The organism is Rhizobium sp. BK591 (assembly GCF_014195045.1).
GTDB classification, from domain to species: Bacteria; Pseudomonadota; Alphaproteobacteria; order Rhizobiales; family Rhizobiaceae; genus Rhizobium; species Rhizobium anhuiense.
Genome location: NZ_JACIAZ010000002.1, coordinates 668,609 through 691,908, shown reverse-complemented (window position 1 = coordinate 691,908; position 23,300 = coordinate 668,609). Strand labels below are relative to the sequence as shown.

General features: G+C 62.5%; 21 protein-coding genes. 14 read left to right on the top strand and 7 right to left on the bottom strand.

From position 1 onward, the window contains the following. Positions 1 to 58: 58 nt before the first annotated feature. From FHX10_RS10345 to FHX10_RS10335, 3 genes are all read right to left on the bottom strand, one after another. Complete coding sequence (locus FHX10_RS10345; RefSeq protein ID WP_097622832.1) at positions 59 to 1,090, bottom strand: aldo/keto reductase; 1,032 nt, start codon at positions 1,088 to 1,090, stop codon at positions 59 to 61. A gap of 224 nt (positions 1,091 to 1,314) precedes the next feature. Beyond that, positions 1,315 to 2,583 (bottom strand): flavin monoamine oxidase family protein, encoded by a 1,269-nt coding sequence (locus FHX10_RS10340; RefSeq protein ID WP_097630895.1) that lies wholly within the window; start codon positions 2,581 to 2,583, stop codon positions 1,315 to 1,317. A gap of 58 nt (positions 2,584 to 2,641) precedes the next feature. Continuing rightward, the gene (locus FHX10_RS10335; RefSeq protein ID WP_097622830.1) at positions 2,642 to 3,064 is read right to left on the bottom strand and encodes a MarR family winged helix-turn-helix transcriptional regulator; all 423 of its coding nucleotides are present in this window, start codon (positions 3,062 to 3,064) and stop codon (positions 2,642 to 2,644) included. Positions 3,065 to 3,153: 89 nt separating this feature from the next. On the opposite strand from FHX10_RS10335, the gene FHX10_RS10330 reads away from it, so the two are divergent. From FHX10_RS10330 to FHX10_RS10305, 6 genes are all read left to right on the top strand, one after another. Then, on the top strand, positions 3,154 to 4,044 hold the full coding sequence (locus FHX10_RS10330; RefSeq protein ID WP_063476224.1) for a haloalkane dehalogenase: 891 nt from the start codon (positions 3,154 to 3,156) through the stop codon (positions 4,042 to 4,044). Between the two features lie 95 nt (positions 4,045 to 4,139). Further along, complete coding sequence (locus FHX10_RS10325; protein ID WP_063476223.1) at positions 4,140 to 4,739, top strand: class I SAM-dependent methyltransferase; 600 nt, start codon at positions 4,140 to 4,142, stop codon at positions 4,737 to 4,739. 146 nt (positions 4,740 to 4,885) lie between these two features. Next, positions 4,886 to 5,560 (top strand): response regulator transcription factor, encoded by a 675-nt coding sequence (locus FHX10_RS10320; protein ID WP_097544644.1) that lies wholly within the window; start codon positions 4,886 to 4,888, stop codon positions 5,558 to 5,560. Then, complete coding sequence (locus tag FHX10_RS10315; protein WP_063476221.1) at positions 5,557 to 6,957, top strand: sensor histidine kinase; 1,401 nt, start codon at positions 5,557 to 5,559, stop codon at positions 6,955 to 6,957. Before FHX10_RS10320 ends, FHX10_RS10315 begins: the two co-directional genes overlap by 4 nt. Positions 6,958 to 6,969: 12 nt before the next feature. After that, entirely contained in the window at positions 6,970 to 7,950 is a 981-nt protein-coding gene (locus FHX10_RS10310; RefSeq protein ID WP_097544646.1) for a 3'-5' exonuclease, read from the top strand. 189 nt (positions 7,951 to 8,139) lie between these two features. Continuing rightward, the gene (locus FHX10_RS10305) at positions 8,140 to 8,286 is read left to right on the top strand and encodes a DUF1127 domain-containing protein (protein ID WP_003548073.1); all 147 of its coding nucleotides are present in this window, start codon (positions 8,140 to 8,142) and stop codon (positions 8,284 to 8,286) included. A 153-nt stretch (positions 8,287 to 8,439) separates the two neighbouring features. Here FHX10_RS10305 and FHX10_RS10300 read toward each other — a convergent pair whose 3' ends face one another. Further along, positions 8,440 to 8,922, bottom strand: coding sequence for a hypothetical protein (locus FHX10_RS10300; RefSeq protein ID WP_132573343.1), 483 nt, complete (start codon positions 8,920 to 8,922; stop codon positions 8,440 to 8,442). Here FHX10_RS10300 and kduI point away from each other — a divergent pair. The 3 genes from kduI to FHX10_RS10285 all read left to right on the top strand — a co-directional run bounded on the left by kduI (position 8,902) and on the right by FHX10_RS10285 (position 11,425). Next, positions 8,902 to 9,738 (top strand): 5-dehydro-4-deoxy-D-glucuronate isomerase, encoded by an 837-nt coding sequence (gene kduI, locus FHX10_RS10295; protein ID WP_097630896.1) that lies wholly within the window; start codon positions 8,902 to 8,904, stop codon positions 9,736 to 9,738. The genes FHX10_RS10300 and kduI overlap by 21 nt on opposite strands. Beyond that, positions 9,735 to 10,499, top strand: coding sequence for a 2-dehydro-3-deoxy-D-gluconate 5-dehydrogenase KduD (kduD, locus tag FHX10_RS10290; RefSeq protein ID WP_280178053.1), 765 nt, complete (start codon positions 9,735 to 9,737; stop codon positions 10,497 to 10,499). Before kduI ends, kduD begins: the two co-directional genes overlap by 4 nt. Positions 10,500 to 10,681: 182 nt before the next feature. Further along, positions 10,682 to 11,425: a FadR/GntR family transcriptional regulator gene (locus FHX10_RS10285; protein ID WP_097630897.1), complete on the top strand. Its 744-nt coding sequence runs from the start codon at positions 10,682 to 10,684 to the stop codon at positions 11,423 to 11,425. Positions 11,426 to 11,431: 6 nt separating this feature from the next. Here the strand turns inward: FHX10_RS10285 and FHX10_RS10280 are convergent, their stop codons facing one another. The 3 genes from FHX10_RS10280 to FHX10_RS10270 all read right to left on the bottom strand — a co-directional run bounded on the left by FHX10_RS10280 (position 11,432) and on the right by FHX10_RS10270 (position 17,557). Next, a complete protein-coding gene (locus FHX10_RS10280) occupies positions 11,432 to 14,719 on the bottom strand; it encodes a GH36-type glycosyl hydrolase domain-containing protein (protein WP_097630898.1) in 3,288 nt (1,095 codons plus the stop codon). Between the two features lie 105 nt (positions 14,720 to 14,824). Continuing rightward, entirely contained in the window at positions 14,825 to 16,366 is a 1,542-nt protein-coding gene (locus tag FHX10_RS10275) for a DHA2 family efflux MFS transporter permease subunit (RefSeq protein WP_097544649.1), read from the bottom strand. Positions 16,367 to 16,648: 282 nt separating this feature from the next. Then, positions 16,649 to 17,557 (bottom strand): flagellin, encoded by a 909-nt coding sequence (locus tag FHX10_RS10270; protein ID WP_063476216.1) that lies wholly within the window; start codon positions 17,555 to 17,557, stop codon positions 16,649 to 16,651. A 381-nt stretch (positions 17,558 to 17,938) separates the two neighbouring features. On the opposite strand from FHX10_RS10270, the gene FHX10_RS10265 reads away from it, so the two are divergent. Genes FHX10_RS10265 through FHX10_RS10245 form a run of 5 tightly spaced genes read left to right on the top strand, consistent with a single transcriptional unit; the run spans position 17,939 to position 23,285 of the window. Continuing rightward, complete coding sequence (locus FHX10_RS10265; RefSeq protein WP_132573341.1) at positions 17,939 to 19,630, top strand: ABC transporter substrate-binding protein; 1,692 nt, start codon at positions 17,939 to 17,941, stop codon at positions 19,628 to 19,630. A gap of 19 nt (positions 19,631 to 19,649) precedes the next feature. Then, a complete protein-coding gene (locus FHX10_RS10260; protein WP_097544651.1) occupies positions 19,650 to 20,630 on the top strand; it encodes an ABC transporter permease in 981 nt (326 codons plus the stop codon). Continuing rightward, positions 20,630 to 21,532, top strand: a complete 903-nt coding sequence (locus FHX10_RS10255; RefSeq protein ID WP_063476213.1) for an ABC transporter permease — start codon at positions 20,630 to 20,632, stop codon at positions 21,530 to 21,532. The genes FHX10_RS10260 and FHX10_RS10255 overlap by 1 nt, the downstream gene beginning before the upstream one ends. Further along, positions 21,529 to 22,344 (top strand): ABC transporter ATP-binding protein, encoded by an 816-nt coding sequence (locus tag FHX10_RS10250; protein ID WP_097544652.1) that lies wholly within the window; start codon positions 21,529 to 21,531, stop codon positions 22,342 to 22,344. Before FHX10_RS10255 ends, FHX10_RS10250 begins: the two co-directional genes overlap by 4 nt. Continuing rightward, complete coding sequence (locus FHX10_RS10245; RefSeq protein ID WP_097630900.1) at positions 22,341 to 23,285, top strand: ABC transporter ATP-binding protein; 945 nt, start codon at positions 22,341 to 22,343, stop codon at positions 23,283 to 23,285. The genes FHX10_RS10250 and FHX10_RS10245 overlap by 4 nt, the downstream gene beginning before the upstream one ends. The last annotated feature ends 15 nt before the right edge of the window (positions 23,286 to 23,300 follow it).

The window sequence follows — 23,300 nt, the reverse complement described above, 5'->3', positions numbered from 1 at the left end:
CTTTCTTCGTTGGTGTTGCAGACCGGGCGAGACGACTCATCCGGTTATGGGCGGAGACTCAGCGGCCGCCCTCGATCTTGCGGTGGCGCTGGTTGATGCCGCCCTTGCCGTAGGGATAGTCGAACGGCTGAGGGGCGCTCACCTCGTTCAATCTTGCCATGTCATCATCGGAGAGCTTGAGCTTCATGGCGCCGAGATTGTCGGCGAGCTGTTCGGGCGTACGGGCGCCGAGGATGACCGAGGTGATCGCCGGCTGTGCCGCCGTCCAGGCGAGCGCCACCTGCGCCATGCTGACGCCATGCCCCTTGGCGATCTCTTCGACAACAGCGATGATCGCCCAGGTTCGCTCCAGCGCATTGCGCGGCGCATAGGATTCGCCGCCGCGATTGGGGTTTTCACCGAGGCGGGTAGCACCCGTCGGCATCTCGTCGCGCTTGTACTTGCCGGTCAGCCAGCCGCCGCCGAGCGGCGACCACGGCAGCAGGCCCATGCCGGCATCCTGGCAGGCCGCGACAATCTCAAGTTCGATGTCGCGCACCAGCAGGTTATATTGCGGCTGCAGCGTCACCGGGCGGGTATAACCGCGTGCCTTGGCGATTTCCGAGGCCTTGGCGATGTGCCAGCCGACATAATTGGAGAAGCCGTAATAGGCGATCTTGCCGGAGGAAACCGCATCGTCGAGAAAGCGCAGCGTCTCTTCGATCGGCGTCAGCGCATCCCAGGCATGCATCTGATAGAGATCGATCTGCTCAAGGCCGAGGCGGCGCAGAGAATCGTCGAGCGCCTGGCCGAGATGCCGGCGCGACAGGCCGATATCGTTGGGTCCGTTGCCCATCGGGAAACGCCCCTTGGTGGCGACGATCGCCTGGCGGGCCTCGGTCGGGCGCGCTTTAAGCCAGCCTCCGATGATCTCTTCCGACTTGCCGGCGCTGTAGACATCGGCGGTATCGATGAAATTGCCGCCCCAGGCGAAATAATCGTCGAGCAGTTTATGCGAGGCGGCCTCGTCAGCCTCCGCGCCGAACGTCATGGTGCCGAGGCAATAGGCGGTGACGACGGTCCCGCTGGGACCGAGCTTGCGATAGTCCATTTCTTCCTCCTCATGCGGATACCCGCAGCCGACGCGCAAACGGTCGGGGTAGAAGCCGGGGCTCCTGCAATCAATGACAATATTGAGCTTGAGGCGGCCGCTTGCCGCCGGATGACGTACCGCGCCCTGAGCTCGCAGCGCAGGGGCGAGGGGGAGCATAGCCAATCCCGCCCTCGCGACAAGTGAGAAAAAATTTTCCCGCCTGCCGTCGCAGCCGGCGACGGTTACGGATTTTGCGAAAACGAGCCGGCGATCAGATCGGCCGCAGCAACCCCGGTCTCGTAGGCGCCGTGCGCCGTTGAATAGCGCGACGTCGAACAGGCTTCGCCGGCAAAGAAGATCCGCCCGTCATGCGGCGCGGCGAGACGGCCGCGCAAATTGGACGCGCCGGGTTCGGCATAGGAATAGGAGCCGCCGATATGGGGCACAGCGGCCCAGGCCGACAGTGCGGCGACCGACAATTGCTTGCGAATGTCAGCGCCGAAATGCGCTGCCAATTCGTTGCACGCGAAGGAAAAGGCGGCCTCGCTGCCTTGCCCTTCCAGATCATGCGCGAGGTCGCCGGCGAAATAGGCCTCGACGACAGGCGCGCCGAACGGCCGGAGCTGATAGGTGCCGGTCGCGCCACGACTGGTGGAACCGAGCATATGCGTATCCGCCGGCAGCGCCTCCGGATTTGCGAGCCTCAGGAAGAGCTTGTCGGCGAGGCCGAGCGGCAAACGGGCTGCCGCCTCGATCTTATCAGGCACAGGCGGGTCGAAGGCGATCCTGCCGGCGGCAAGCACATTCGTCGACACGGTCACCAGCACGGCGCGGGCACGGAGCACACCCTGGTTCGTCTCGATGCCGATACGGCCGGCATGACGGTGGTCGATGCGCGTCACCTCGGTGCCGAGCCTTGCCGGAACCGGCTTGCCGTAACGCGAGACCAGCGTTCCATAACCCTCGCGCACCCGCCAGTCGGGACCGGGGCCGGGATCATATCTGTTGTAATCGACGATTGACGACCGCTCCAGCTCGGCGCCGGTGATATAAGTGCCGATCGCACGGATCTGGCCGTTCCAGGGATTGTCGGGCTCGAGCAATTCGGCCATGGCGGCGTCATTCCCCTCATGGCTCTCGAGACGCTCGAAATAGGCGCCGATCGCCTGCCTTGCGGCACGCGCCTCCGCGCCATCACGCTGAAGCTGGCGTCCGCCGTCGTTCCAGGGCGCCGGCGTGCGGTCGACCGTCAGTCCGACCTCGCCGGCGATCGCAGTCCAGGCATTGGTCCGCGCGCCATGCAGCCAGCCGCAGCCGAGATCGAGCGCAATATCGGCGTCAGGCAGTCCAACCGTCCAGGCGCGCCCGCCGAGACGATCGCCGGCTTCAAGCAGGAGGATGGACAGGTCCGGGCGGAGCGCCTGCAGGCGACGGGCGGCGGCAATACCGGCAGCTCCACCGCCGATGATGACGACATCCGCGTCGGCACCCTTGCTATCGTCACCAGGCATCTATTTTCCTTCGGTCGTGCGACGGTTAAGTGGAAAGGGGCAAGGCAGTGCCGCTTCGCTATTGCAACTGTGCCAGCAGCCGCCGGAGCGCTGTCCGCAGATCGTCCATTTGCTGCTGGCTGGTCAAGGCGGCCCAGCTTTCATCGACGCGCCGGCCCGCCGCCATCGCTATCGGCCTGACTCCTTGGCCTTTTTCCGTCAGAAACACCAGCCGGCCGCGCCGATCGTTCGGATCGGGCCGGCGCTCGACATAACCCAAGCGCTCGAGTTCTTCCACGGCCTGGGTCATCGTCTGCTTGCGAACACGGGCGAGCTTGGTCAGCTCGCTGACCTGAATGCCCTCGGGTCGCGCGAAGGTGAAGACGTTGGCGTGCGGCGGGCGGATATCTCCGTAGCCGGCCTCATCGAGTGCCGCTTCGACAGCCTGTGTCCAATGCTGATGGACCAGACGCAACAACAGGCCAAGGGACGAAGACGCCATGAAACCCCCGCGGCAATATAGACAGTTACCTGTCTATATGATAAATGGACAGTTGCCTGCCTATATAGCACGAAAGCGCGGAGCTCCATATGCCGACCATCGATATTCTCACCTCGTTCATCTCCTACGAGGAACTGGGGGAGGGCGACCCGATTGTCTTCCTCCACGGCAATCCCACTTCATCGCATCTCTGGCGGAACATCATGCCAGGCGTCGGGCCAGGCCGTTGCCTGGCGCCCGATCTGATCGGCATGGGACGCTCCGGCAAACCCGATATCGACTATCGCTATGGCGATCACATCGCCTATCTCGACGCCTGGTTCGAGGCGCTTGACCTCGACGACGTCGTGCTCGTCGGCCACGACTGGGGCGGTGCGCTGGCATTCGACTGGGCTTCGCGCCACGCCGAACGTGTGCGCGGCATCGCCTTCATGGAAACCATCCTGCGGCCGATGAGTTGGGAGGATCTGCCAGGCGGCGGAAAGGCGCGTTATGAACTGTTGCGGGGCGCCGGAACAGGCGAGGCCAAGGTCCTCGATGAAAATTTCTTCATTGAGCAGGCCTTGCGTGCAACCACGCTGAAAGGGCTTAGCGATGCCGACTGGGATGTCTACCGCGCTCCCTATCCGGACCGTAACAGCCGGCGCCCGCTGCTGGAATGGCCGCGGGCCATGCCCATCAACGGCGAGCCGGCCGATGTGGTCGCCAGGATCGAGAACTATGACCGCTGGCTTTCCGCCAGTCCTCAGACTCCCAAGCTGCTGCTGACCTTCGACGGGCCTGCCGAAACGCTGTTGATCGGCAGCGAGATGATTTCGTGGTGCCGCGACAACATCGCAGGCCTGGAGACCAGGGGGTGCGGGCCTTCGCGCCACATTGCCCCTGAGGACCAGCCCGAGGCGATTGCCGCCGAAATCAAAAGCTGGATCGACAGGAGGGGTCTCAGGGCAGCGCAGCCGAAGGTCGAGTCTCAGGTATAAAATCTGCGTCTGCGTCACCGTGACTGCGCCATGACAGACTGTTGCAATGTTGAGCCGGTTCATGGGCGGGATCAATCAGCCGCTGTGAAGGTCCAATGCCCCGTTTCGATCGACGACGCTTTCTTCTCGCCTGGCTTCGCGCACCGCTGCGCATCGCTTCGATCACACCATCAGGCCCCCGCCTTGCGGGCCTGATGACCAAGGAAATTTCTGCGCTCACCGGGCCGGTTCTCGAACTCGGTCCGGGCACCGGCGTTTTCACCGCGGCCCTTTTGCAACGCGGCATTGCCGAGCGGGATCTGACGCTGGTGGAATACGAGCGTGATTTCGCCACGCTGTTGCAGGACCGCTTTCCCGATGCCAGGGTGCTGCAGGTGGACGTGCGGCAGATGTGGAAGACGTCGCTTTCCGGAAGTTTCTTCGGCGGCGTCGTCAGCGGGCTTCCGCTTCTTGCCATGCGGCCGGACGACGTGCAGGCGCTGCTCGAGGACTGCTTTGCCAACCTCAGGCCGCACGGCGCCTTCTATCAATTCACCTACGGGCCGAAATGCCCGGTGCCTGCCGAAATCCTCGACGCCCTCGGCCTTGTCTCAAAAAAGATCGGCTGGACGTTGCGCAATATTCCGCCGGCCGCGGTCTATCGCATCAGCCGCCGCTACCAGCCAATGGCCCTGATCGAGCAGCGCCGCGCATGATGACGGATAGGATCCTTTGCGACGAAGCGGCGCTCTTGCATTCGATACGCCACGGGCACCGCAGACTTGCTTGAGGGTGATATGGTTTCCACCTATGGATCGACGGCCCCGACAAGCCCCCATAGGCCCTGCGACAGGAATGTGAGATGCGCATATTACTGATCGAGGATGAACCTCAAATGGCCGCAGCACTCCGAGGGGCGCTCACCAGGCACGACATGGTGATGGACCACGTTTCGAGCTTGGGCGACGCCGAACTGGTGATCGGCGACGGCGCCTATGACGCCGTCCTCCTGGATCGGCAGCTGCCAGACGGCGACGGTCTTGAGCTTATTCCGAAGATCCGCAAAAGGGGATTGACGCTACCGGTCATCGTCATCACCGCCAAGGGAGAGGTTCCAGACAGGATCACCGGCCTGGAGACCGGCGCCGACGATTACCTCGCCAAGCCCTTCGTCTTCGACGAACTTCTGGCGCGGCTGCGTGCCGTCATGCGCCGCTCCGAAACCTTGCGCCCCGCGCTGATCTCGATCGGCCGGCTTTCATTCGATCCGACCTATTGCGAGATCATCGTCTCCGGCCGGCGTCTGGAAATGCCGCGCCGGGAAGCGCTGGTGCTCGAATGCCTCGTGCGCCGGGCCGGCCGCATGGTGCCGCGACCGGCCTTGATGGAAGCGGTTTTCGGCTTCGACGACGAGATCCAGTCGAACGCGCTCGATTCCCACATATCGCGGCTGCGGCGCAAGCTGGCAGCGTCGCAGGCGGGCGTGGTCATCAACGTTATCCGGGGCGTGGGTTATCTCCTGCGTGAGGCATCATGAGCAAACATTGCTCCTATTCGCTGCACAAGCGGCTGTTCTGGCGGCTTCTTGCCGTCCAGTCGGTCGTGCTCATCCTGGTGATGATCGTGCTGATCTCGGTGGCCAAGATATGGGATTACCGGTCGACGGAAGGTACGATCGAGATTCTGCGCCAGGCCGTCTTCCGCCAGCCCACCGGAGCGTTGGGCCTGAGGGAGACCGAGGATATCAGGCAGTTGCGGAAAGATGCGCCCGATCTCTGGTACACCATTCGCGACATGCAGGGGCATGTTTTGACCGAGGGCCGGATTCCGGAAGAATATGCCAGCATCGGCAATACGCTCGATCATGTCGGCCAGGCGCGCTTCGGCGAGAATCTCGGCGACCACGACCGTCCGGCGGCAAGGATGAAGTGGATTGCGATGGATGGGGGACAGGTGCAGTTCCTGACCGGCACCGACGGCCCCAACCCGCTCGCCCCTTTCCTGTTCGGCGTTTCGCTGATCCTTGCGAAAATGGTGATTCCCATCGTTGCGGTGATGGCGTTGGGAGCGCTGATCGCAACGCCGCTCGTCGTGCGAAGGTCGCTGGTCGGGATCGACCAGGCCGCGTTGCAGGCCGATACGATCGATATCGACCAGCGCGGCGGCCGGCTCTCGGCAGACGATATTCCCGACGAGATCGCGCCGCTGGTGCGTGCCGTCAACCGCGCGCTCGGCCGTCTCGACGAGGGGTATGAGCGGCAGGAACGGTTTCTGACCGACGCCGCCCATGAACTGCGCACGCCAATCGCCATTCTGAATACGAGAATTGGATCCCTGCCGCACAGTTCGATCAAGACCGACCTTCTGGAAGATGCCGCAAGGCTCGCCGTCCTCACCGAGCAGATGCTCGATCTTCAGCGGCTGAAACAGGGCAAGGTCCAGTTCAGCAAGGTCGATTTGGGGCAGCTGGCGCGCAAGGTCATCATCGAGATGGCGCCGCTGGCCTTTGCCGCCGGTTATACGGTGCAGTTCGAGGTCGACGGCGCCGGAGAGATCGACGGCGATCCTCTGGCGCTGCAGCGCGCCCTGATGAACATCCTGCAGAACGCGATCAACCACGGCGGCAGGAAAGGCATCATCTCGCTGACGTCAGGCTGCAACTGGATCGAGGTCAGCGACGAGGGACCAGGCATTCCCGCCGATGTCCGGGATCGGATATTCGAGCCCTTCTTCAAGCGCCATCATGACGGACGCGGCGCTGGCCTCGGCCTCAATCTGGTTCGCGACATCATCCGTTTGCATGGCGGCGAGGTGACGATCGACAACCGCAATCCCGGCGCGGTCTGCCGGTTGAGCTTCCCGCTGGAGAGGGCCGCAGGTGGGGACACTCCACAGCGGCTGGCGCGAGTGATGGATTCAATCGCCTCTCCGTGACATATAGATTCGATGAGCGTGCATAGAGATTCGCAACTCGACATGTTTGCTAAGGCATCGCCCGCGATCGCCAAGGCGCGCGGTCCATCGCGCCGGCCGCCGTCGCAGCCGGCCGGCTCTTCCCAAGAAGACATGGCGCGGACGCTGGAAGAGAGCGGCAATTATCGCATCCTGAGAAAACTCGCCGCCCGGCCGATTGCGCCCGTCAGACGGCCGGGATTTTCGCGGCTCGGCGTCGTTCTCGACACCGAGACGACAGGTCTCAGCCACCGCAACGACGAGATCATCGAAATCGGCGCCGTCGCCTTCACCTTCAACGATGACGGCGCGATCGGCGACATCGTCGGCATTTATGGCGGCCTGCAACAACCGTCCCGGCCGATCCCGCCCGAGATCACCCGGCTGACGGGCATCACCGATGCGATGGTCGAAGAACAGGTCATCGATATCCAGGCGTTGCGGTCCCTGATCGAGCCGGCGGATCTGATCATTGCCCACAATGCCGGTTTCGACCGGCCGTTCTGCGAGGCCTTCTCGACAATTTTCGCCGGCAAGGCCTGGGCATGCTCGGTGTCGGAGATCGACTGGAGCGCCCGGGGTTTCGAGGGCACGAAGCTCGGCTATCTCGTCGGCCAGGCCGGATATTTCCATGACGGCCATCGCGCGGTGGACGATTGCCACGCGCTGCTGGAAATTCTCGATCGAGAGCAGGGCGAGAGTGAAAGCCCGTTCACCGAGCTTTATCGCGCCAGCCAGCGTTCGCGCATCCGTATCTTTGCCGAACACAGCCCGTTCGAGATGAAGGACCACCTGAAGGCGAGGGGCTATCGCTGGTCTGATGGAAGCGATGGCCGGCTGAAGTCGTGGTGGATCGAGGTCGACGAAGACGGCCTCGGCGACGAGCTTTCCTATCTGCGCGCGGAGATTTACCGGTGGAAAGAAGCAGAACCACCGCTCGTGCGGCTGACGGCCTTCGATCGCTTCAAATCCTGATCGCGAAGCGGTTCCGATCGTGACCGCGAAATCGCCCATAGATAGCGACCCATGCAGGCACCGCATAGGTGCAGTGATGCATTGGCGCTGCAACAATCGAAGGTCTCGTACTATATAGAACTCATCGAAGCGAACGAAGCGCCAAGGACTGGCAGCTAGGCTTCGAAAGCCCACGGAAAGGGGATCATTATGAACGTAGCACGCTCTTTTAACAACTGGCGCAAGTACCGTCAGACGGTCGCTGAACTGGGTCGCATGTCCGCACGCGAACTGGACGACCTCGGCATCGGCCGCAGCGAAATCCGCAATGTCGCCCGCGCAGCCATCGCCCGCTAACGGCAACTAAGACTACGCATTTTCGAGACTGTGCCCAGCGCCTGATTCCTCCCGAGCGGGCGCTTTGCTTTTGTGTTTCCGGTGGATGGATCACGGGCAGTCGAGCCGCCCGCTTTTCGCATAACGCATAGCTGCCTTGCAAAGAAATGCCTATCAACTGGGCAAGAAATAAGTATGATTATTTCTATCGAAGCGATGCACCTCCTCCCGCATCCCTTCGATATACAGGCGCCCCATCCTCCTCCCAGGGTCGTCTGTGGAACGACAGCACTCCTCCTCCCAGCTGTCGTTCGGTTCTTTTCGAAAGCCTGCCGCACCTCCTCCCGCGGCAGGCTTTTTCGTTTTGGCCGACATAAATTCGAGCGGGGCTGAGAAACGAGCACCTGCGATCCATCGCTCGGAGATGACAGTTTTCCCGCTTGTGCTTGATTTTATTCCGGATTTCCCGAGGCCGCTTGCTGCCGCGAGCGAGCCTGCAGAAACATATTGACTTCGAACTTGTCGTACAACTATGTAACCGTATGGTTCATTGCCGAGCGGAACGGACGGTCGAACCGAGCCGGCTTTCGCGACAGCAACAACGCTTGACGACAACGAAAACTGAGGAAATTCGACATGCAGATCGACGTCAGACATGCCTCCCATCCCGAGGCTGTGCGCAATTTCGACACCGAAACGCTGCGGCGTCACTTTCTGGTCGAGACCATCTTCGAAGGCGGCGAGATCCGGCTCACCTATTCCCATTACGACCGCATGGTCATCGGCGGCGCCACACCGCTCGATACCGGGCTGACACTGACGGCGCCGACGGCGATCGGACAGGAAACCTTCCTCGCCGAGCGTGAACTCGGCGCGCTGAACATCGGCGGCGCCGGCCGTATCGTCGTCGACGGTACCAGCTACGATCTCGCCAAGTATGATTGCCTCTATGCTGGCAAGGGTGCCAAGGATATCCGGTTCGAGAGCGCCGATGCCGCCAATCCGGCAAAGTTCTATCTGGTCTCGACTCCGGCCCATCAAACGCACCCGACCGTGTTGCTCACCCGCGAAAAGGCCCGTCACCTGACGCCCGGTGAAGCCGCGACGGCCAACAAGCGGTCGATCTACCAGTTCATCCATCCGGACGTCTGCCAGTCCTGCCAGCTCACGCTCGGCTTCACCATGATCGAGCCGGGCAGCGTCTGGAACACCATGCCGGCCCATACGCATGACCGCCGCATGGAAGCCTATCTCTATTTCGATCTCGAAGCCGAGCAGCGCGTCTTCCACTTCATGGGCGAGCCGCAACAGACCCGGCATATGCTCGTCGCCAACGAGCAGGCGGTCATCTCGCCGCCCTGGTCGATCCATTCGGGCGCCGGCACCAAGAACTACAGCTTCATCTGGGCGATGGCCGGCGACAATAAGAGCTTCACCGACATGGACCATATCGCCATTGCGGATCTGAGGTGAGCGCCGTGGCCAATCCCTTCGACCTGTCCGGCAGGACTGCCGTCGTTACCGGCGCCAATACCGGCCTCGGCCAGGCGATCGCGGCGGCGCTGGCCGAGGCCGGCGCGTCGATCGTCGCCGTCGGCCGCTCCTCGATGGACGAAACCGAGGCGCTGGTGAAGCAAGCGGGAAGCCGCTTCCATGTCATCAAGGCCGATCTCGCCAGCATCGAACCGGTAAAGGGGATCGTCGCCGAGACCATCCAGACTTTCGGCGGCCTCGACATCCTCGTCAACAATGCCGGCATCATCCGCCGTGCCGATGCGCTCGACTTCACCGAGGAGGACTGGGATGCGGTGATCGACGTCAATCTGAAGACCGCCTTCTTCCTGTCGCAGGCGGCCGGCCGCCATATGGTTGAGAAGGGCAGGGGCAAGATCATCAACATCGCCTCGCTGCTTTCCTTCCAGGGCGGCATCCGGATCCCGTCCTATACCGCCTCGAAAAGCGGGCTTGCCGGACTGACCAAGCTGCTGGCCTGCGAATGGGCCGGCAAGGGCGTCAACGTCAACGCCATCGCCCCCGGCTACTTCGTGACCAACAACACCACGGCGCTGCGCGAGGATGCCGACCGCAATGCCGCCATCCTTGCCCGCATCCCGGCCGGGCGCTGGGGAACGCCGTCCGAACTCGGCGGTGCTGCCGTATTCCTGGCATCGTCGGCGTCCGACTACGTGCATGGAACGGTGCTACCCGTCGATGGCGGTTGGCTGGCGCGGTGATCCGCCCATTGAACGACGACTGCATAGTTCAAAGTGCGACAGCGCCGCGCGTCTGAGAAGATACGCGGCGCTGTCGGCATCAGGCTGCCGTGACCGGCGTCATTTTGCCTTTCCCGCCGGCATGCGCTAGCAAAAGGATATGAGGCCGGCGCAGCCGCATCGACAGGCAGGATTCAATAGGGATGACGGACAGGGACAAGGTGGTCTTCAACACCATGCGGCAGCCGGTCAATAACCTGCGCAGCGGCCTTGCGGATACGTTGACGGCGCAGATCGAGTCCGGCGACCTGAAACCCGGCCAGCGTCTGCCGACCGAACAGGCGATCATGCAGGCGACCGGCGTCAGCCGGACGATCGTTCGCGAAGCGCTCGCCGCGCTGCGCGCGAAAGGCCTGATCACCACGCGGCAAGGCCTTGGGGCTTTCGTCGCGAACGATCCGACGACCCGATCCTTCTCCATCATTCCCAACGACCTGCAATCGATCGACGAGGTTCTGCGCGTGCTGGAGCTGCGCATGGGGATCGAATACGAAGCCGCTGGCCTTGCCGCATTGAGACGCACGCAGGACGATATCGACCGCATGCAGGATCGTCTCGATGCCCTCGACAAGGCGCTCGAGGAGGGCGGTTACGGCGCGCAGGAGGATTACGCCTTCCACAGGTCCATTCTGGTCGCGACGCAGAACTCCTATTACAGCCGCCTCTTCGATACGTTCGGGGACATCATGGTGCCGCGGCAATGGGCGCGCCTGGACAAGATGACGGCAGTCGAGCGCAAGCGCCATGCGGCACGCATGCGCCGGGAACACCACGCGATATTCGCGGCGATCCGTGACCGCGAGGAGGCCGCCGCACGCCGTGCCATCCGGACCCACCTGTCGAAAAGTGCGGCGCGCTTCGAAGTGTTGCGCGACGCTACGGTATAATCCTTTTTACAGCTCAGGCTTCGGCCTCATCAGCCGCCGCCAGGCGGCGTGGTCGGTGTGCAGATCGACGGAAGCGTGGATCGCGGGAAGAAGCGGTTTGCGTTTGCGCCGGCCGAAGCGCCGTTTGAAGCCCAGGATGTTTTCGACGAAGCTCCTGGTGTAGAGGCCGGGGCCGCTCGAATAGATGCGCCATCCGCCGTCGACAGCGATCTCTCCCGCCTTGACGCGCTCCCATTCGGCCGCCGCCTGGTAGCGGTCATGGAAAGCCGCATCGCTGCTGCTGAAATAGGTATTGCGCTGGCGCAGCGACGCATGCGGCAGCGCTGACGTGATCGAAATCGGATTGACGACGGCGATCGCCTTCCAGAGCTTTTCCGCCTCGGCCTCCAGCGCCAGCGTTTCGCAATAGCGCAGATGCGCATGTACATACATCAAGCCGATCTCGCGGCCGAAGAAGGAGGAGGATTCGGCCCGGCGAAACAGCGTCTCGGGTCCGCCGGCATAGGTCGCCGGCTTCTCCATCAGCCGCACGCCGTCGGGGAAGAGCAGATGCTCTTTAATCAGCTTCATATGATCGCGTCTCTGCGCCGGCGTGAACAGGCCGCCGAGCATTGCCTGCGTCATCGAGATCAGCGAGAAGTGCAGGCCGGTGCGCCGGTCGCTCGGGTGCAGCAGCAATTCGACGCCGTCATGGGCGGGATCGAAGATACCGTAGCCGGCAACGACGCCGTCACGCACGAGATGGTGGTTGAAATCCCGGCGCATCGCGGTTGCGATCTTCCGCAGTCCCTTGGCCTTGTTGCCATGGCCGAGGCGGCGCAGGATCGCGGAATAACGGACGATCTGCTCATAGAGCAGGGCGACGGTCCAACTGCTGACCATCCAGTCGCGCAGATGCGGATCGGCCGGCTGCAGCGAATCGTTCCAGTCTCCCTCGCCATAGCGGATCAGATGCGTTCCCGGGATGAACGCTTCACGGACGGTATCGAGCAGCTTCTCGACATGGATCGCGATGGTATCGGCTTCCCTCGCCCTGGCCATCGTCTTCTCATCGCGCCAGGAGACTTTCTCGTCGAGGAAGGCGAGATCGCCGGTCGCCTCGATATAGTCGCAGAGCGCCTTCAGCGGCCAGACGACGATATCGCCGTGGCTATCGCCCGCCCGGATATTGGCATAGGGCTCCAGCATGAACCATTGCGGCCAGTCGCCTTTCTCCAGATATTGTTCGCTGAAGACGGTCTTCAACACCTCTTTGGCTTCGCGGTCATGCTCATAGGCGAGCAGGAATTCGATCGGACCCTGGCAGGCGTCGCGTGTACCCCAGGCAGCGCCGGTATATTGTTCGAGGCCATGCGGCACGCTCAAATGCACGATGGCGTCATGCGCGAGCCAGGGTAGCAGGGCCGTCTGCGCCGCAAGATCGGGCGAGGTGCTGCCGATCGTTACGCCGCGGACGGCGTTGCGCCAGAATTTTGATGCCGGCGCAAGCATGGCCTCGTCGGCGACGCCGGCCTCATAGCGCTGCGCCAGGCGCTCGGCTTCCGCCGCATCGGTCATCGAACCGACGACGGCGAAGGAAATCACCCGCGTCGGTCGGGATCGGAGCGCGACGAAGGCGCCGTTGCGCGCCACCCCATCGCTATAAAGCAGTTCGTCGCCGCCGATCTCCTCGATGGCATCGGGTGTCGAACTCACCAGCCAATAGCCGGCATCGGGATAACGCTCGCCCCAGAGCCAGGCCGGGTCCGGCCGGAAAAGGATGCGTTTGCCCGAGGTGTCGAATTCGATCTGGCCGCCCGCATCATATTCGCGCTCGCCGAGCACGACATGGCCGAACACCAGGAAGCGGCACGGCGTGCCCTCGACGGAAATGGTCCACTGCATCGCCGCATCCTCGCCGGAGGCGACCGCCGAAACGATGATCGTGCGTTCGGGGAGGCGATAGATCCAGCGGCAATCGCTGAGACCCATTTCGAAAGCCGACGGTACCGCCAGCAGCTGCCAGCCGGCGCCAAGATCCGCCATGATGCGCAGCCCGCTGGCGCGCGTCAGATTGTAGGGGTCGCGGGACACGGAAAAGAGTTTGTGAAAGGAGGTATTGCCGATCGTCAGCTGCGCGGCGAAAATGCCCTGCATCCAGCAGGTCGCGGCAAGCGTCCCATCGTCGAGCAGCATATTCTGGCCGCTACGAACGATCGCGCCGTGGCGGCGGGCCACCATGAGTTCCTTGTCGCGCAGCACGACATGGCGGTTCAAAACGCCGTCGGAGACAAAAAACGACAACAGCTTTCCGCCGACCCGCTCTTCGAGGCTGCGCTGGGGGTAAAGCTGGCTGATCGCCTTTTTGTCCAGCGTTTCGGCCTTCAGCAGGGCGGCATCCTGCAGCAGGCTGCGCACCGGCGCCGCCTCTGCGATATCGGCGGCCGTATTGTCCGTCGTCGCCAGCCCATCGAGCCGCGAAAGGTCGGCATCGCTCGACGCCTCGGGATGGTCGGCGGCGAAGACGGCAAAGAAGGTCGCGGTCGCCCCACTTGCCGGCACGGAGAGCGATTTCGACTGGATGGCGGGACATGCCGTCTCCTGCTGGCGCCGCTTGCTCGGCAGGCTGGTGCCGAAGGGGCCGACCAGCAGATCGTCGAGACGGTTCTTCGCCTGCACCAGCTGGATCGCATCCGTGGCATAGGCAGCCGCGCCATCGACGCAGCCCTGCGCGAGCCAGGGATTGCGGGCGCCCGACTGCTTGAGATTTTGCCGGTTCATCACCACAGGGCCGAATGTCTGATGATCGGCAATATGGTGATCGACATATTGCGAGGCATAGGCTTCGCTGTTCATCAGGAAGCCGCGATCGCCGAGACCGACGTCCTGGATCAGCACCAGATCCGCCGGCAGCGTCCCATCCTTCCGATGCCGGATGGAGACGCGCCAGAACCAGGCCGTTTCGGAAGGATGCAGCTCAAGACGGACGGCGTAGCCGATATCGCCTGTTTCGCCGCTCCAGGAAAGGCTCGTCGCATCGTGCCCGAAGCCGCCATTGGCGCGGGGCCCGACAATCTCGACGACCTCAGGCGCCGCGCCGCCGATGCGCAGATAAAGGCGACTGACGCCGCCAAACAGCGGCGATCCCTGGATCTGGTTGATCTGCACCGTTCCCTTGTCGTCGGCATATTCGATGGCAAACAGCGTGCCGTTCGGCAGGGCCGATACCGACAGGCCGGACCCGTTGCTGATCGTGACGAGGCCAAGCTCCTCGCGTCGAGGCATTTGAAAACTGCGCGTGAGGTTCGGGGCCATTGAGATCTCGTCGATTGGCTTCAGAGGGGAACTGGAGGATGACGCAAAATGATTGAGAGAAATCTTACCGGCGATCGGAAGATCGGCAACTTATCACCTTGGTTTTCACGTTGACGCCGGCCGCCTGGCGAAGGGGACTGAGAGCAGGGCGCAGCCGGTCAGGACGGCGATGACCAGCCAGGCTTCGTTGATCGCCTGGACGCTTGCCGCGGTCTGGACCAGCGGATCGAGCACCGCCGTCGTGTCCGCATCGAAGCTGCCGCTATGTCCCGATATGGCCTGGAGAGGTGCGCCGACAAATGTCGCAGCCTCGATATCGCCGGTTTGAAGACGGGTCCAGAGGCTTTGTCCCAGCGGTTCCGAGCGCGTGTAGATGATGGTGTCGATCAGCGCGATGCCGATCGCCCCGCCGAGATTGCGCATCAGATTGAAAAGACCGCTCGCATCGGGGATGCGATCCGGCGGAAGCGTGCCGAGCGCCAGCCGCGTCGGCGGCAGCAGGCAGAACATGATGGCGACGCCGCGCACGACCTGCGGCCAGAACATCGCGTCATAATCGGAGCGGGGATCCTGAAACGCGCTCATTCCGACACCGATCGCAAACAGGGCGAAACCGGCGGCCGACAGCAGCCGCGCATCCATGCGCTTCTCCAGCGCCACCGCGATCGGCGCGGTGATCAGTTGCGCAATGCCGGTGACCAGCATCGTCATGCCGATTGCGAGCGCGTCATGTCCCCTGATGAAAGCGAGAAAGACCGGCATGAGATAAACCGAGCCGAAGAGGCCGATGCCGAGCACGAAGCTCAGCACCGAGCCGACGAGAAAGTTCCGGTCGCCGAAATTGCCGAGATCGACGATCGGCCGGCTTCGGTAGAGCGTTCGCCCTATGAACGCGCCTCCCGACGCAAGACAGAGGGCCAGCAGGCCGAGCACATAGGCCGAGGTCCAGCCGCTGGTCGGCGCCTCTTTCAGGCTGAGTTCCAGGCTCGTCAACGCGGTCGCCATCAAGAGAAGCGACAGAACGTCGAGATGCCCAAGCTCGGACGGATCGGCCGCCTGCCGCGGCAGGAAGCGCGCCGCCAGAATTGCCGAGACGATGCCGGGGATGATGTTGATCAGGAACAGCCAATGCCAGGAATAGGTCTGCGTCAACCATCCGCCGACGATCGGCCCGACGGTCGGCGCCAGCACCGCCAGCACGCCGGCGATGGTCGTCGCCAGCGCCTGTCGCTCGTTCGGAAAGAGGATGAACACGGCTGAAAATACCGAGGGGATCAGGGTTCCACCGGAAAAACCCTGCAGCACCCGCCAGGCGACCAGCTCACCGAAACTGCCGCTGGCCGCGCAGCCGGCGGAGGCGGCGACGAACAGGCTGATGGCGGTGACGAACAGCCACCGCATCGTCAGAAGCCGCGTCAACAGGCCGGTGAGCGGGATCGCCACCACTTCGGCGATGAGATAGGCCGTCTGTATCCAGCTCATCTGATCCGGATCGATGCCGAGCGCCGACTGAATGGTCGGCAGCGATGTCGCCACCACCTGGACGTCGAGGATCGCCATGAACATGCCGACGCACATCGCCAGAAAGCCGAGCCAGACGATGGCGGGCGTTTCACCAGAACGGGCAGATTCAAGTCGTTCCGACATGCGATGATCCCGCGCACTGCATTCTTCGCTCCCGACTGCGAAAGCCAAGGCTGATCGCGTTTACGATCGAGACGACCGACGGCATGGTTCAAGCAAAGAAATGGACCGCGATTCCGCCAATCGCGACACCATAGTTCGGATGAGGACGGAAGCGATAGAGCCTGCCCACACAAATACGTCACCAACGCAATCGAGCCTGACCGGGAAGGCCAGGCTCGATGTTCGATCGGCGAATGCGGTCCGGGCGTTCTATGCGCCCGGCTCCTTTTGCGGCCAGGACGATTAGCCGCGGAAGAGCGACAGGATGTTCTGCGACGACGAATTCGCGATCGACAGCGACTGGATCGCCAGCTGCTGTTGTGTTTGCAAGGCGGAGAGTTTGCTCGACTCCTCCTCCATATCGGCATCGACCAGCCGGCCCACGCCCGAGTCGATCGAATCGGAAAGCGCACCGACGAAGTCTTCCTGCAGGTCGATGCGCGTCGAGATCGAACCCAGTTGCGCACCGGCAGAGGTCATTGCCGATAGCGCGGATTCGATGGTCGACAGGGCCGACTGGATCTGACCGGTGGTGAAGTTCGTGATATCGAGCGAATAGACGGAATTGCCATATGCATCAGCCGTTCCGAGAATCCCCGTGGAGGTTTCGATCGACCCGCCGCTCATGCCGAACAACACATTGCCCACGGAGCTGGTATCCAGGGTGTATTCCGTCATTTTAACGGAAACGGCGCCGGAACCGTCGCGAACGAAGGAGGATACGACACTTTTCGTGCCATCCGCGCCCGCAACCCAGTTCTCGCCCGAGAACGACGCCGACTGGGCAATGCTCGCCAGCTGTTCCTGCAACTGGCTGATTTCTTCCTGGACCTTGGACTTGTCGACACCGTCCTCGGTTGCTGCGACGAGCTTGGATTTGATCTCGTCGACGACGTCAATCGCATTGTCCATGGCCGTATAGGCCGTATCGACCTTTGCTGCGCCGAGGCCGAGCGCGTCGGACACGGCGGAGAGCGCCTTGTTGTCGGACCGCATCGTGGTTGCGATCGACCAGTAAGCGGCGTTGTCGGATGCGGTGTCGACCCGGTAACCGGTGGAAACACTGTTCTGTGTCGTTTCGAGATTGGAGTTGATGCTGCGCAGCGTCTGAAGGGCAGACATCGCTGAATTGTTCGTATTGATGCTCGTCATGGGAAATTCGCCTGCTTCGGAGGTTGAATGTGTTGCATCCCGGGGAACATCCCGGCCGTGGCGAGCAGCCTCATGCTTATCGATCCGTGTTTCCGATCAATTCGCCACCGTTGGGTTAATTATCGTACTTAAAAGTACCTTAATGGTTAACGCGGCGCGCATGGCCCGATATTTTTCTCGAAACGGGACGTGAAACCTCGGAAGACCCTGATCCGCCGGCCATCTCACGGGCGAATCCTGCATTGATTTCTGCCGAAGAGCTGAGCCGAAAGGTCGCTGCAGAAATTTGAGATCGGCAATTGACGGGTCGGCGGGAAACTGACTATCAATATTAAATCAATTTGATTGACTCCAAAAATAAAGCACAAGGGGAACGTTGGAATGAGATCGAGCAAGAGGGCAATCCGCAATATTTCCGTGTGTGCCGGCTGGGCAGTAGCAACCGCCCTGACGGCATTCGTCGTTTTTGGAGCGGGGGGTGCAGCCGCTGAATCGGTGCTGACGATGCACATCGAAGAGCAGACCAGCTGGGTGCAGAACTTCAATCCCTTCGACCTGGCCGGCCGCCGGCAGAGCACGATGGATTTCATCTACGAGCCCCTGGTCATCTTCAATGCCGAGGATGGCGGCAAGCCAGTGTTTCGCCTGGCGACTGATTATAAATTCTCCGAGGATATGAAATCGGTGACCTATACGCTGCGGTCAGGCGTGAAGTGGTCAGACGGCCAACCGCTGACGTCGGCCGACGTGAAATACACGATCGATCTGATGCTGAAGAACGCCGCCCTCGACACTGTCGGCGTCGGCGAGAGCGTTGCCTCCGTCGAAACGCCGTCGCCGACCGAGGTCAGGATCGATCTCAAGGCGGTGAATTCCGATTTCCCGGAATCGCTTGCGGATCTGGCCGTCGTTCCCGAGCATATCTGGAAGGACGTTTCCGATCCGGTCGCCTTCAAAAACGAGAAGCCTGTGGGCTCCGGCCCGATGACGGAGCTGCGCCGCTTCACGCCGCAGGTCTACGAGCAGTGCCGCAACCCGAATTACTGGGATGCTGCCTCGCTGCACGTCGACTGCCTCCGGCTGCCGCAGATCTCCGGCAACGACCAGATGCTTGCCATCCTGCCGGAGGGCAATATGGACTGGATCGGCTCCTTCATTCCGCAGATCGACAAGACCTTCGTCGCGCTCGATGCCGATCACAACGGCTATTGGCAGCCGCCGGCCGAAACCGTCGCCTTCCAGATGAACTTCAAGAGCGGCAATGAAGGCAACCTCGAGGCCTATAAGGACCTGAATTTCCGTCACGCCTTCAGCCTTGCCATGGACCGCACGTCGATGGTCGATATTGCCGGCTTCGGCTATCCCGTCGTCAACGAACATGCGACCGGCCTGCCGCCACGATTCGAGACCTGGCGCAACAAGGGCGCGGAAGGCGACAAGGACGCCTTCATGGGCTTCGATACCGAGAAGGCCAACAAGATCCTCGACGATGCCGGCTACAAGAAGGGCGCCGACGGCTTCCGCACGACGCCAGGCGGCAAGCCGATCGCCTTCCCGATCATCGTTCCGAACGGCTGGACGGACTGGATCGACGCCGTGCAGATCGCGGTCGAAGGACTGCGCGCCGCCGGCATCAACGCGTCGGTTGCCACGCCGGAATACGAACAATGGCGCAAGCAGATCATCGACGGCAGCTTCGAGGTCGTCATGAACTCCCGCGCCGACGGCGCAACCCCGTTCCGCGGCTATTATCAGAGCCTGTCGACCGCCTATGGCGGGCGCATCACCGGCGCGCCCTCGCGCTATTCGAACCCGAAGCTGGACGCCCTTTTCGATCAATATCTGAAGGCAACGTCGGAGGATGATCACAAGAAGATCTTCAACGACATCCAGCTGCTGATTGCCGACGACTTCCCCGTCGTGCCGGTGTTCAACGGGCCGACCTGGTATCAGTTCTCCAGCAAACGCTTCACCGGCTGGGTCACCGACAAGGATCCCGTCATGAATCCGGAGGATCATGACAATAACCGCATGCGCCTGATGCATCTGCTGCGCCTCAAGCCGGTCAGCTGAGCCTCGCGAAGGAGCGGAAATGCGCGTTTCGAGCCGGCGCCTCGGCGTCTATGCGGTCGCCCTGGCGTTCGCTATCGTCATGAACTTCATCCTTCCCCGGCTCATGCCGGGGAGTCCGGTCGATGCCATGGTCGCCCAGCTCGGCCCGCGGGCGACACCCGCGGCCGTTGAGGCGATCAAGGCGCGCTTCGGCGCGGTCGACCAGCCGATGCTCTGGCAGTTCGTCGATTACGTGAAGGGGCTTGCGACCTTCGATCTCGGCGTCTCGGTCAAATATTATCCCCAGACCGTCGTCCAGGTCCTTGGCCGCTCGACGCTCTGGACGGTCTTTCTCGTGACGACCGCGGTCATCTTTTCGCTCTGCGTCGGTGTCGTGCTTGGCGCGATCTCGGCCTGGCGCCGCGGCGGGCGCTTCGACACGATCGTCTCGCCGCTCTCCGTGATCATGATTTCGGTGCCGCCTGTCATCGTGGCGCTGACGACGCTGTTCGTCTTCGCGGTCTCGCTGCGCTGGTTTCCTGTCGGCTATGCCTATGATCCGAACCTCGATCCTGCCTTCGATTTCACCTTCGTCGGCAGCGTCTTCGCCCATGCGATCCTGCCGGTGCTGACGCTGTCACCGTTCCTGATCGGCGAATTCCAGACGACGATGCGCTCGTCGATGATCTCGGTGCTCGGCGAGGATTATGTGACTATGGGGCGTGCCAAGGGCCTCAGCCACCTCACGGTCATGTTCGGTTACGGCGCGCGCAATGCCATGCTTCCGGTGCTGACCAACCTGGCGCTGATGCTCGGCGCCGTCTTCGGCGGCTCGATCGTTACCGAGATCGTCTTCAACTATCCCGGCTTGGGACTGACGCTCTATACTGCGAGCATCGCCCGCGATTACCCGGTCATCCAGGGACAGCTACTGCTGATGACGCTCGCGACGCTCGGCGCCAATTTCCTCGTCGACCTCATTTATGGGCTCGTCGATCCCAGATTGCGGGAGGCCGTATAATGGGCTTCGGACTCCGGCCTATTCTCAGGCAGAAGAAGGCGCTGGCCGGCCTCGTCATCATTGTTGCCCTGTGGCTGATGGCGCTGTTTGCGCCGATCGTCGCGCCCGGCGAGCCGGGAGCGCGTGTCGGGCGCTCGCACCAGCCGCCATCGATCGAACATGTCATGGGCACCACGAAGATGGGGCGGGACGTCTATCGCCAGTTCGTCTGGGGCGCCCGCAGTTCTCTCTCCGTCGGCTTTGCCACGGGGATTGCCATCACCGTTCTCGGCACGGCCATCGGCCTCGTCGCCGGTTATGCCGGCGGCAGGACCGATGCGGTGCTCGACCTTGCGACCAACGCCGTGCTTGTCGTGCCGAACATGCCGCTCTTAATCCTGCTCGCCTCCTTCGCCGGCACGGTGGGGCCGATGACGATCATGGCGATCATCGCGCTGACCTCCTGGCCCTGGGGCGCCCGCATGACGCGCTCGCAGACGATGGCGCTTCGCAACCGTGATTTCGTCACGGCCTCCAAGATGATCGGAGAGCCGGCCTGGCGCATCATCTTCGTGGAAATCCTGCCGAACCTGACGACGCTGATCGGCATCAACCTCGTCGGCAGCATCATCTACGCCATCGTTGCCCAGACGACGCTCGAATATCTCGGCTTTGGCGATCCCTTGAAGGTCTCCTGGGGCACGATGCTCTACAATGCCCAGAATTCCTCGGCGATCATGGTCGGCGCATGGTGGGACATCGGCGTGCCGGCAGCAGGCATCGCACTGACGGGGCTTGGCCTTGCGCTTTTGAATTTCACCTTCGACGAGATCGCCAATCCGCAGCTGCGCTCCGGCCCGGCGCTGACACGTTGGTTCCGCCTCACCCGCGCCCGCAACCGGGAACTGGAGCTTGGCCGATGAGCGACAATCTGCTGGAAATCGACAAGCTCAATGTCGACTACCTCGTCGACAAGGGAGAGTTTCGCGCCGTCAAGGACGTCTCCTTCACTATCGGCCGCGGCGAGATCTTCGGGCTGGCCGGTGAATCCGGCTGCGGCAAGAGCACGATCGCCTATGCCATCACCCGTCTTTCCAAGGCGCCGGCCTGGATTAGCGGCGGCAGCATCCGGCTCACCGGACAGGATCTCCTGAGGTTGCCGGAACGCGAGCTGCAACGTATCCGCTGGAAGCGCATCGGCATGGTCTTTCAGAGCGCGATGAATTCGCTCAATCCACTGATGCGGGTCGAGGCGCAGTTCCACGACGTTCTCTCCCGGCACACCGGTTGTTCGCGCGAGGAATCAAGAGCTCGGGCCGAGGAGATGTTCCGCCTTGTCGGCATTCCCACCCATCGCATCGGCGATTACCCGCACCAGTTCTCCGGCGGCATGCGTCAGCGCATCGTCATTGCGATCTGCCTGGCGCTGAGGCCCGAACTCATCATCATGGACGAGCCGACGACCGCGCTCGACGTCGTCGTGCAGCGGGAGATCCTCGAGCAGGTCGTCGATCTGCAGCGGAGCTATGGTTTCTCGGTGCTCTTCATCACCCATGACCTGCATCTGATGGCGCAGCTCTGCCAGCGCATCGGCGTCATGCTGAAGGGCGAACTCGTTGAAGTGGGCGACGTGCGGCAGGTCGCCCAGGCGCCGCTGCACGCCTATACCCGCAAGCTCTGGAATGCCATTCCACAGCTTCCGGGCAATCCGCATCTCTCGGGGGTCCTGGCATGAAAGCGGAGACTGATGCTGTTGTCACGGATGCCGTGATCCGGCTCGAAGACATCAAGCGCAATTTCGGCCCGGTCCAGGCGCTGAAAAGTGTGTCCTTCTCGCTCTTTCCCGGCCGGGCATTGGCGCTGGTCGGCGAATCCGGCTGCGGCAAGACGACCTGCGCCCGCATCATCGCGCGTCTGGACAAGCCGACCGGCGGCAGGCTGTTTTTCCGCGGACAGGATCTGACCGCCCGCGGCGAGGCCAAGGATGAGCATCGCTACCGCCGAGAGGTGCAGATGGTCTTCCAGGATCCGTTCTCGTCGCTCAACCCGGCCTTCACCGTCAGCCATCATCTGGCGCGGCCGCTGCAATTGCACCGGCAGAACGGCGCGAGGGCGGATCTTGCCGAAGAGATTGCCAGCCTGCTGGCAAGCGTGGGGCTGGAACCCGATTTGACCCGGCAAAAATTCCCGCATGAGCTTTCGGGCGGGCAGCGGCAGCGCGTCAACATCGCCCGCGCGCTGGCGGTCGCGCCGAGCGTGTTGGTCGCCGATGAGCCGACCTCGATGCTCGATGTCTCCATCCGCAAGGACATTCTCGATCTGCTCGCCACAGTGAAGCGTGAAAACGACTTGGCCATGCTCTATATCACCCACGACATCGCGACGGCCGCACATGTGGCCGAGGAGATCGTCGTGATGTTCGCCGGTCAAATGGTCGAATGGGGCGATACCGATGCCGTCCTCTCCGATCCCCGCCATCCCTATACGCGGTTGCTGCTTTCAGCCGTTCCGGATGGCAGCCGGCCGTTCGTGACGGGCGGAAGCGCGCGTTTCCTCGAACAGGCGGAAAAGGTGCGCTCGCTCAGCCGTCCTGAGTCCACCGTCGTCGAGCAGGTCGGCCCCAATCATTTCATGCGCGCGCTTGGCGGCTCGAATGCCGGAATGCTCGAGAGCTGATTTTCAAAAGGCCAA

Excerpts from the sequence above, each read along its gene's own strand:
- FHX10_RS10275 (WP_097544649.1), bottom strand. The coding sequence starts at position 16,366 with ATGTCGGAACGACTTGAATCTGCCCGTTCTGGTGAAACGCCCGCCATC.
- FHX10_RS10255 (WP_063476213.1), top strand. The coding sequence starts at position 20,630 with ATGGGCTTCGGACTCCGGCCTATTCTCAGGCAGAAGAAGGCGCTGGCC.
- FHX10_RS10320 (WP_097544644.1), top strand. The coding sequence starts at position 4,886 with ATGCGCATATTACTGATCGAGGATGAACCTCAAATGGCCGCAGCACTC.
- FHX10_RS10270 (WP_063476216.1), bottom strand. The coding sequence starts at position 17,557 with ATGACGAGCATCAATACGAACAATTCAGCGATGTCTGCCCTTCAGACG.
- FHX10_RS10280 (WP_097630898.1), bottom strand. The coding sequence starts at position 14,719 with ATGGCCCCGAACCTCACGCGCAGTTTTCAAATGCCTCGACGCGAGGAG.
- FHX10_RS10325 (WP_063476223.1), top strand. The coding sequence starts at position 4,140 with ATGCCCCGTTTCGATCGACGACGCTTTCTTCTCGCCTGGCTTCGCGCA.
- FHX10_RS10330 (WP_063476224.1), top strand. The coding sequence starts at position 3,154 with ATGCCGACCATCGATATTCTCACCTCGTTCATCTCCTACGAGGAACTG.
- FHX10_RS10305 (WP_003548073.1), top strand. The coding sequence starts at position 8,140 with ATGAACGTAGCACGCTCTTTTAACAACTGGCGCAAGTACCGTCAGACG.
- kduI (WP_097630896.1), top strand. The coding sequence starts at position 8,902 with ATGCAGATCGACGTCAGACATGCCTCCCATCCCGAGGCTGTGCGCAAT.
- FHX10_RS10315 (WP_063476221.1), top strand. The coding sequence starts at position 5,557 with ATGAGCAAACATTGCTCCTATTCGCTGCACAAGCGGCTGTTCTGGCGG.
- FHX10_RS10265 (WP_132573341.1), top strand. The coding sequence starts at position 17,939 with ATGAGATCGAGCAAGAGGGCAATCCGCAATATTTCCGTGTGTGCCGGC.
- FHX10_RS10310 (WP_097544646.1), top strand. The coding sequence starts at position 6,970 with ATGAGCGTGCATAGAGATTCGCAACTCGACATGTTTGCTAAGGCATCG.
- FHX10_RS10300 (WP_132573343.1), bottom strand. The coding sequence starts at position 8,922 with ATGTCTGACGTCGATCTGCATGTCGAATTTCCTCAGTTTTCGTTGTCG.
- FHX10_RS10335 (WP_097622830.1), bottom strand. The coding sequence starts at position 3,064 with ATGGCGTCTTCGTCCCTTGGCCTGTTGTTGCGTCTGGTCCATCAGCAT.
- FHX10_RS10245 (WP_097630900.1), top strand. The coding sequence starts at position 22,341 with ATGAAAGCGGAGACTGATGCTGTTGTCACGGATGCCGTGATCCGGCTC.
- FHX10_RS10345 (WP_097622832.1), bottom strand. The coding sequence starts at position 1,090 with ATGGACTATCGCAAGCTCGGTCCCAGCGGGACCGTCGTCACCGCCTAT.
- FHX10_RS10250 (WP_097544652.1), top strand. The coding sequence starts at position 21,529 with ATGAGCGACAATCTGCTGGAAATCGACAAGCTCAATGTCGACTACCTC.
- FHX10_RS10285 (WP_097630897.1), top strand. The coding sequence starts at position 10,682 with ATGACGGACAGGGACAAGGTGGTCTTCAACACCATGCGGCAGCCGGTC.
- FHX10_RS10340 (WP_097630895.1), bottom strand. The coding sequence starts at position 2,583 with ATGCCTGGTGACGATAGCAAGGGTGCCGACGCGGATGTCGTCATCATC.
- FHX10_RS10260 (WP_097544651.1), top strand. The coding sequence starts at position 19,650 with ATGCGCGTTTCGAGCCGGCGCCTCGGCGTCTATGCGGTCGCCCTGGCG.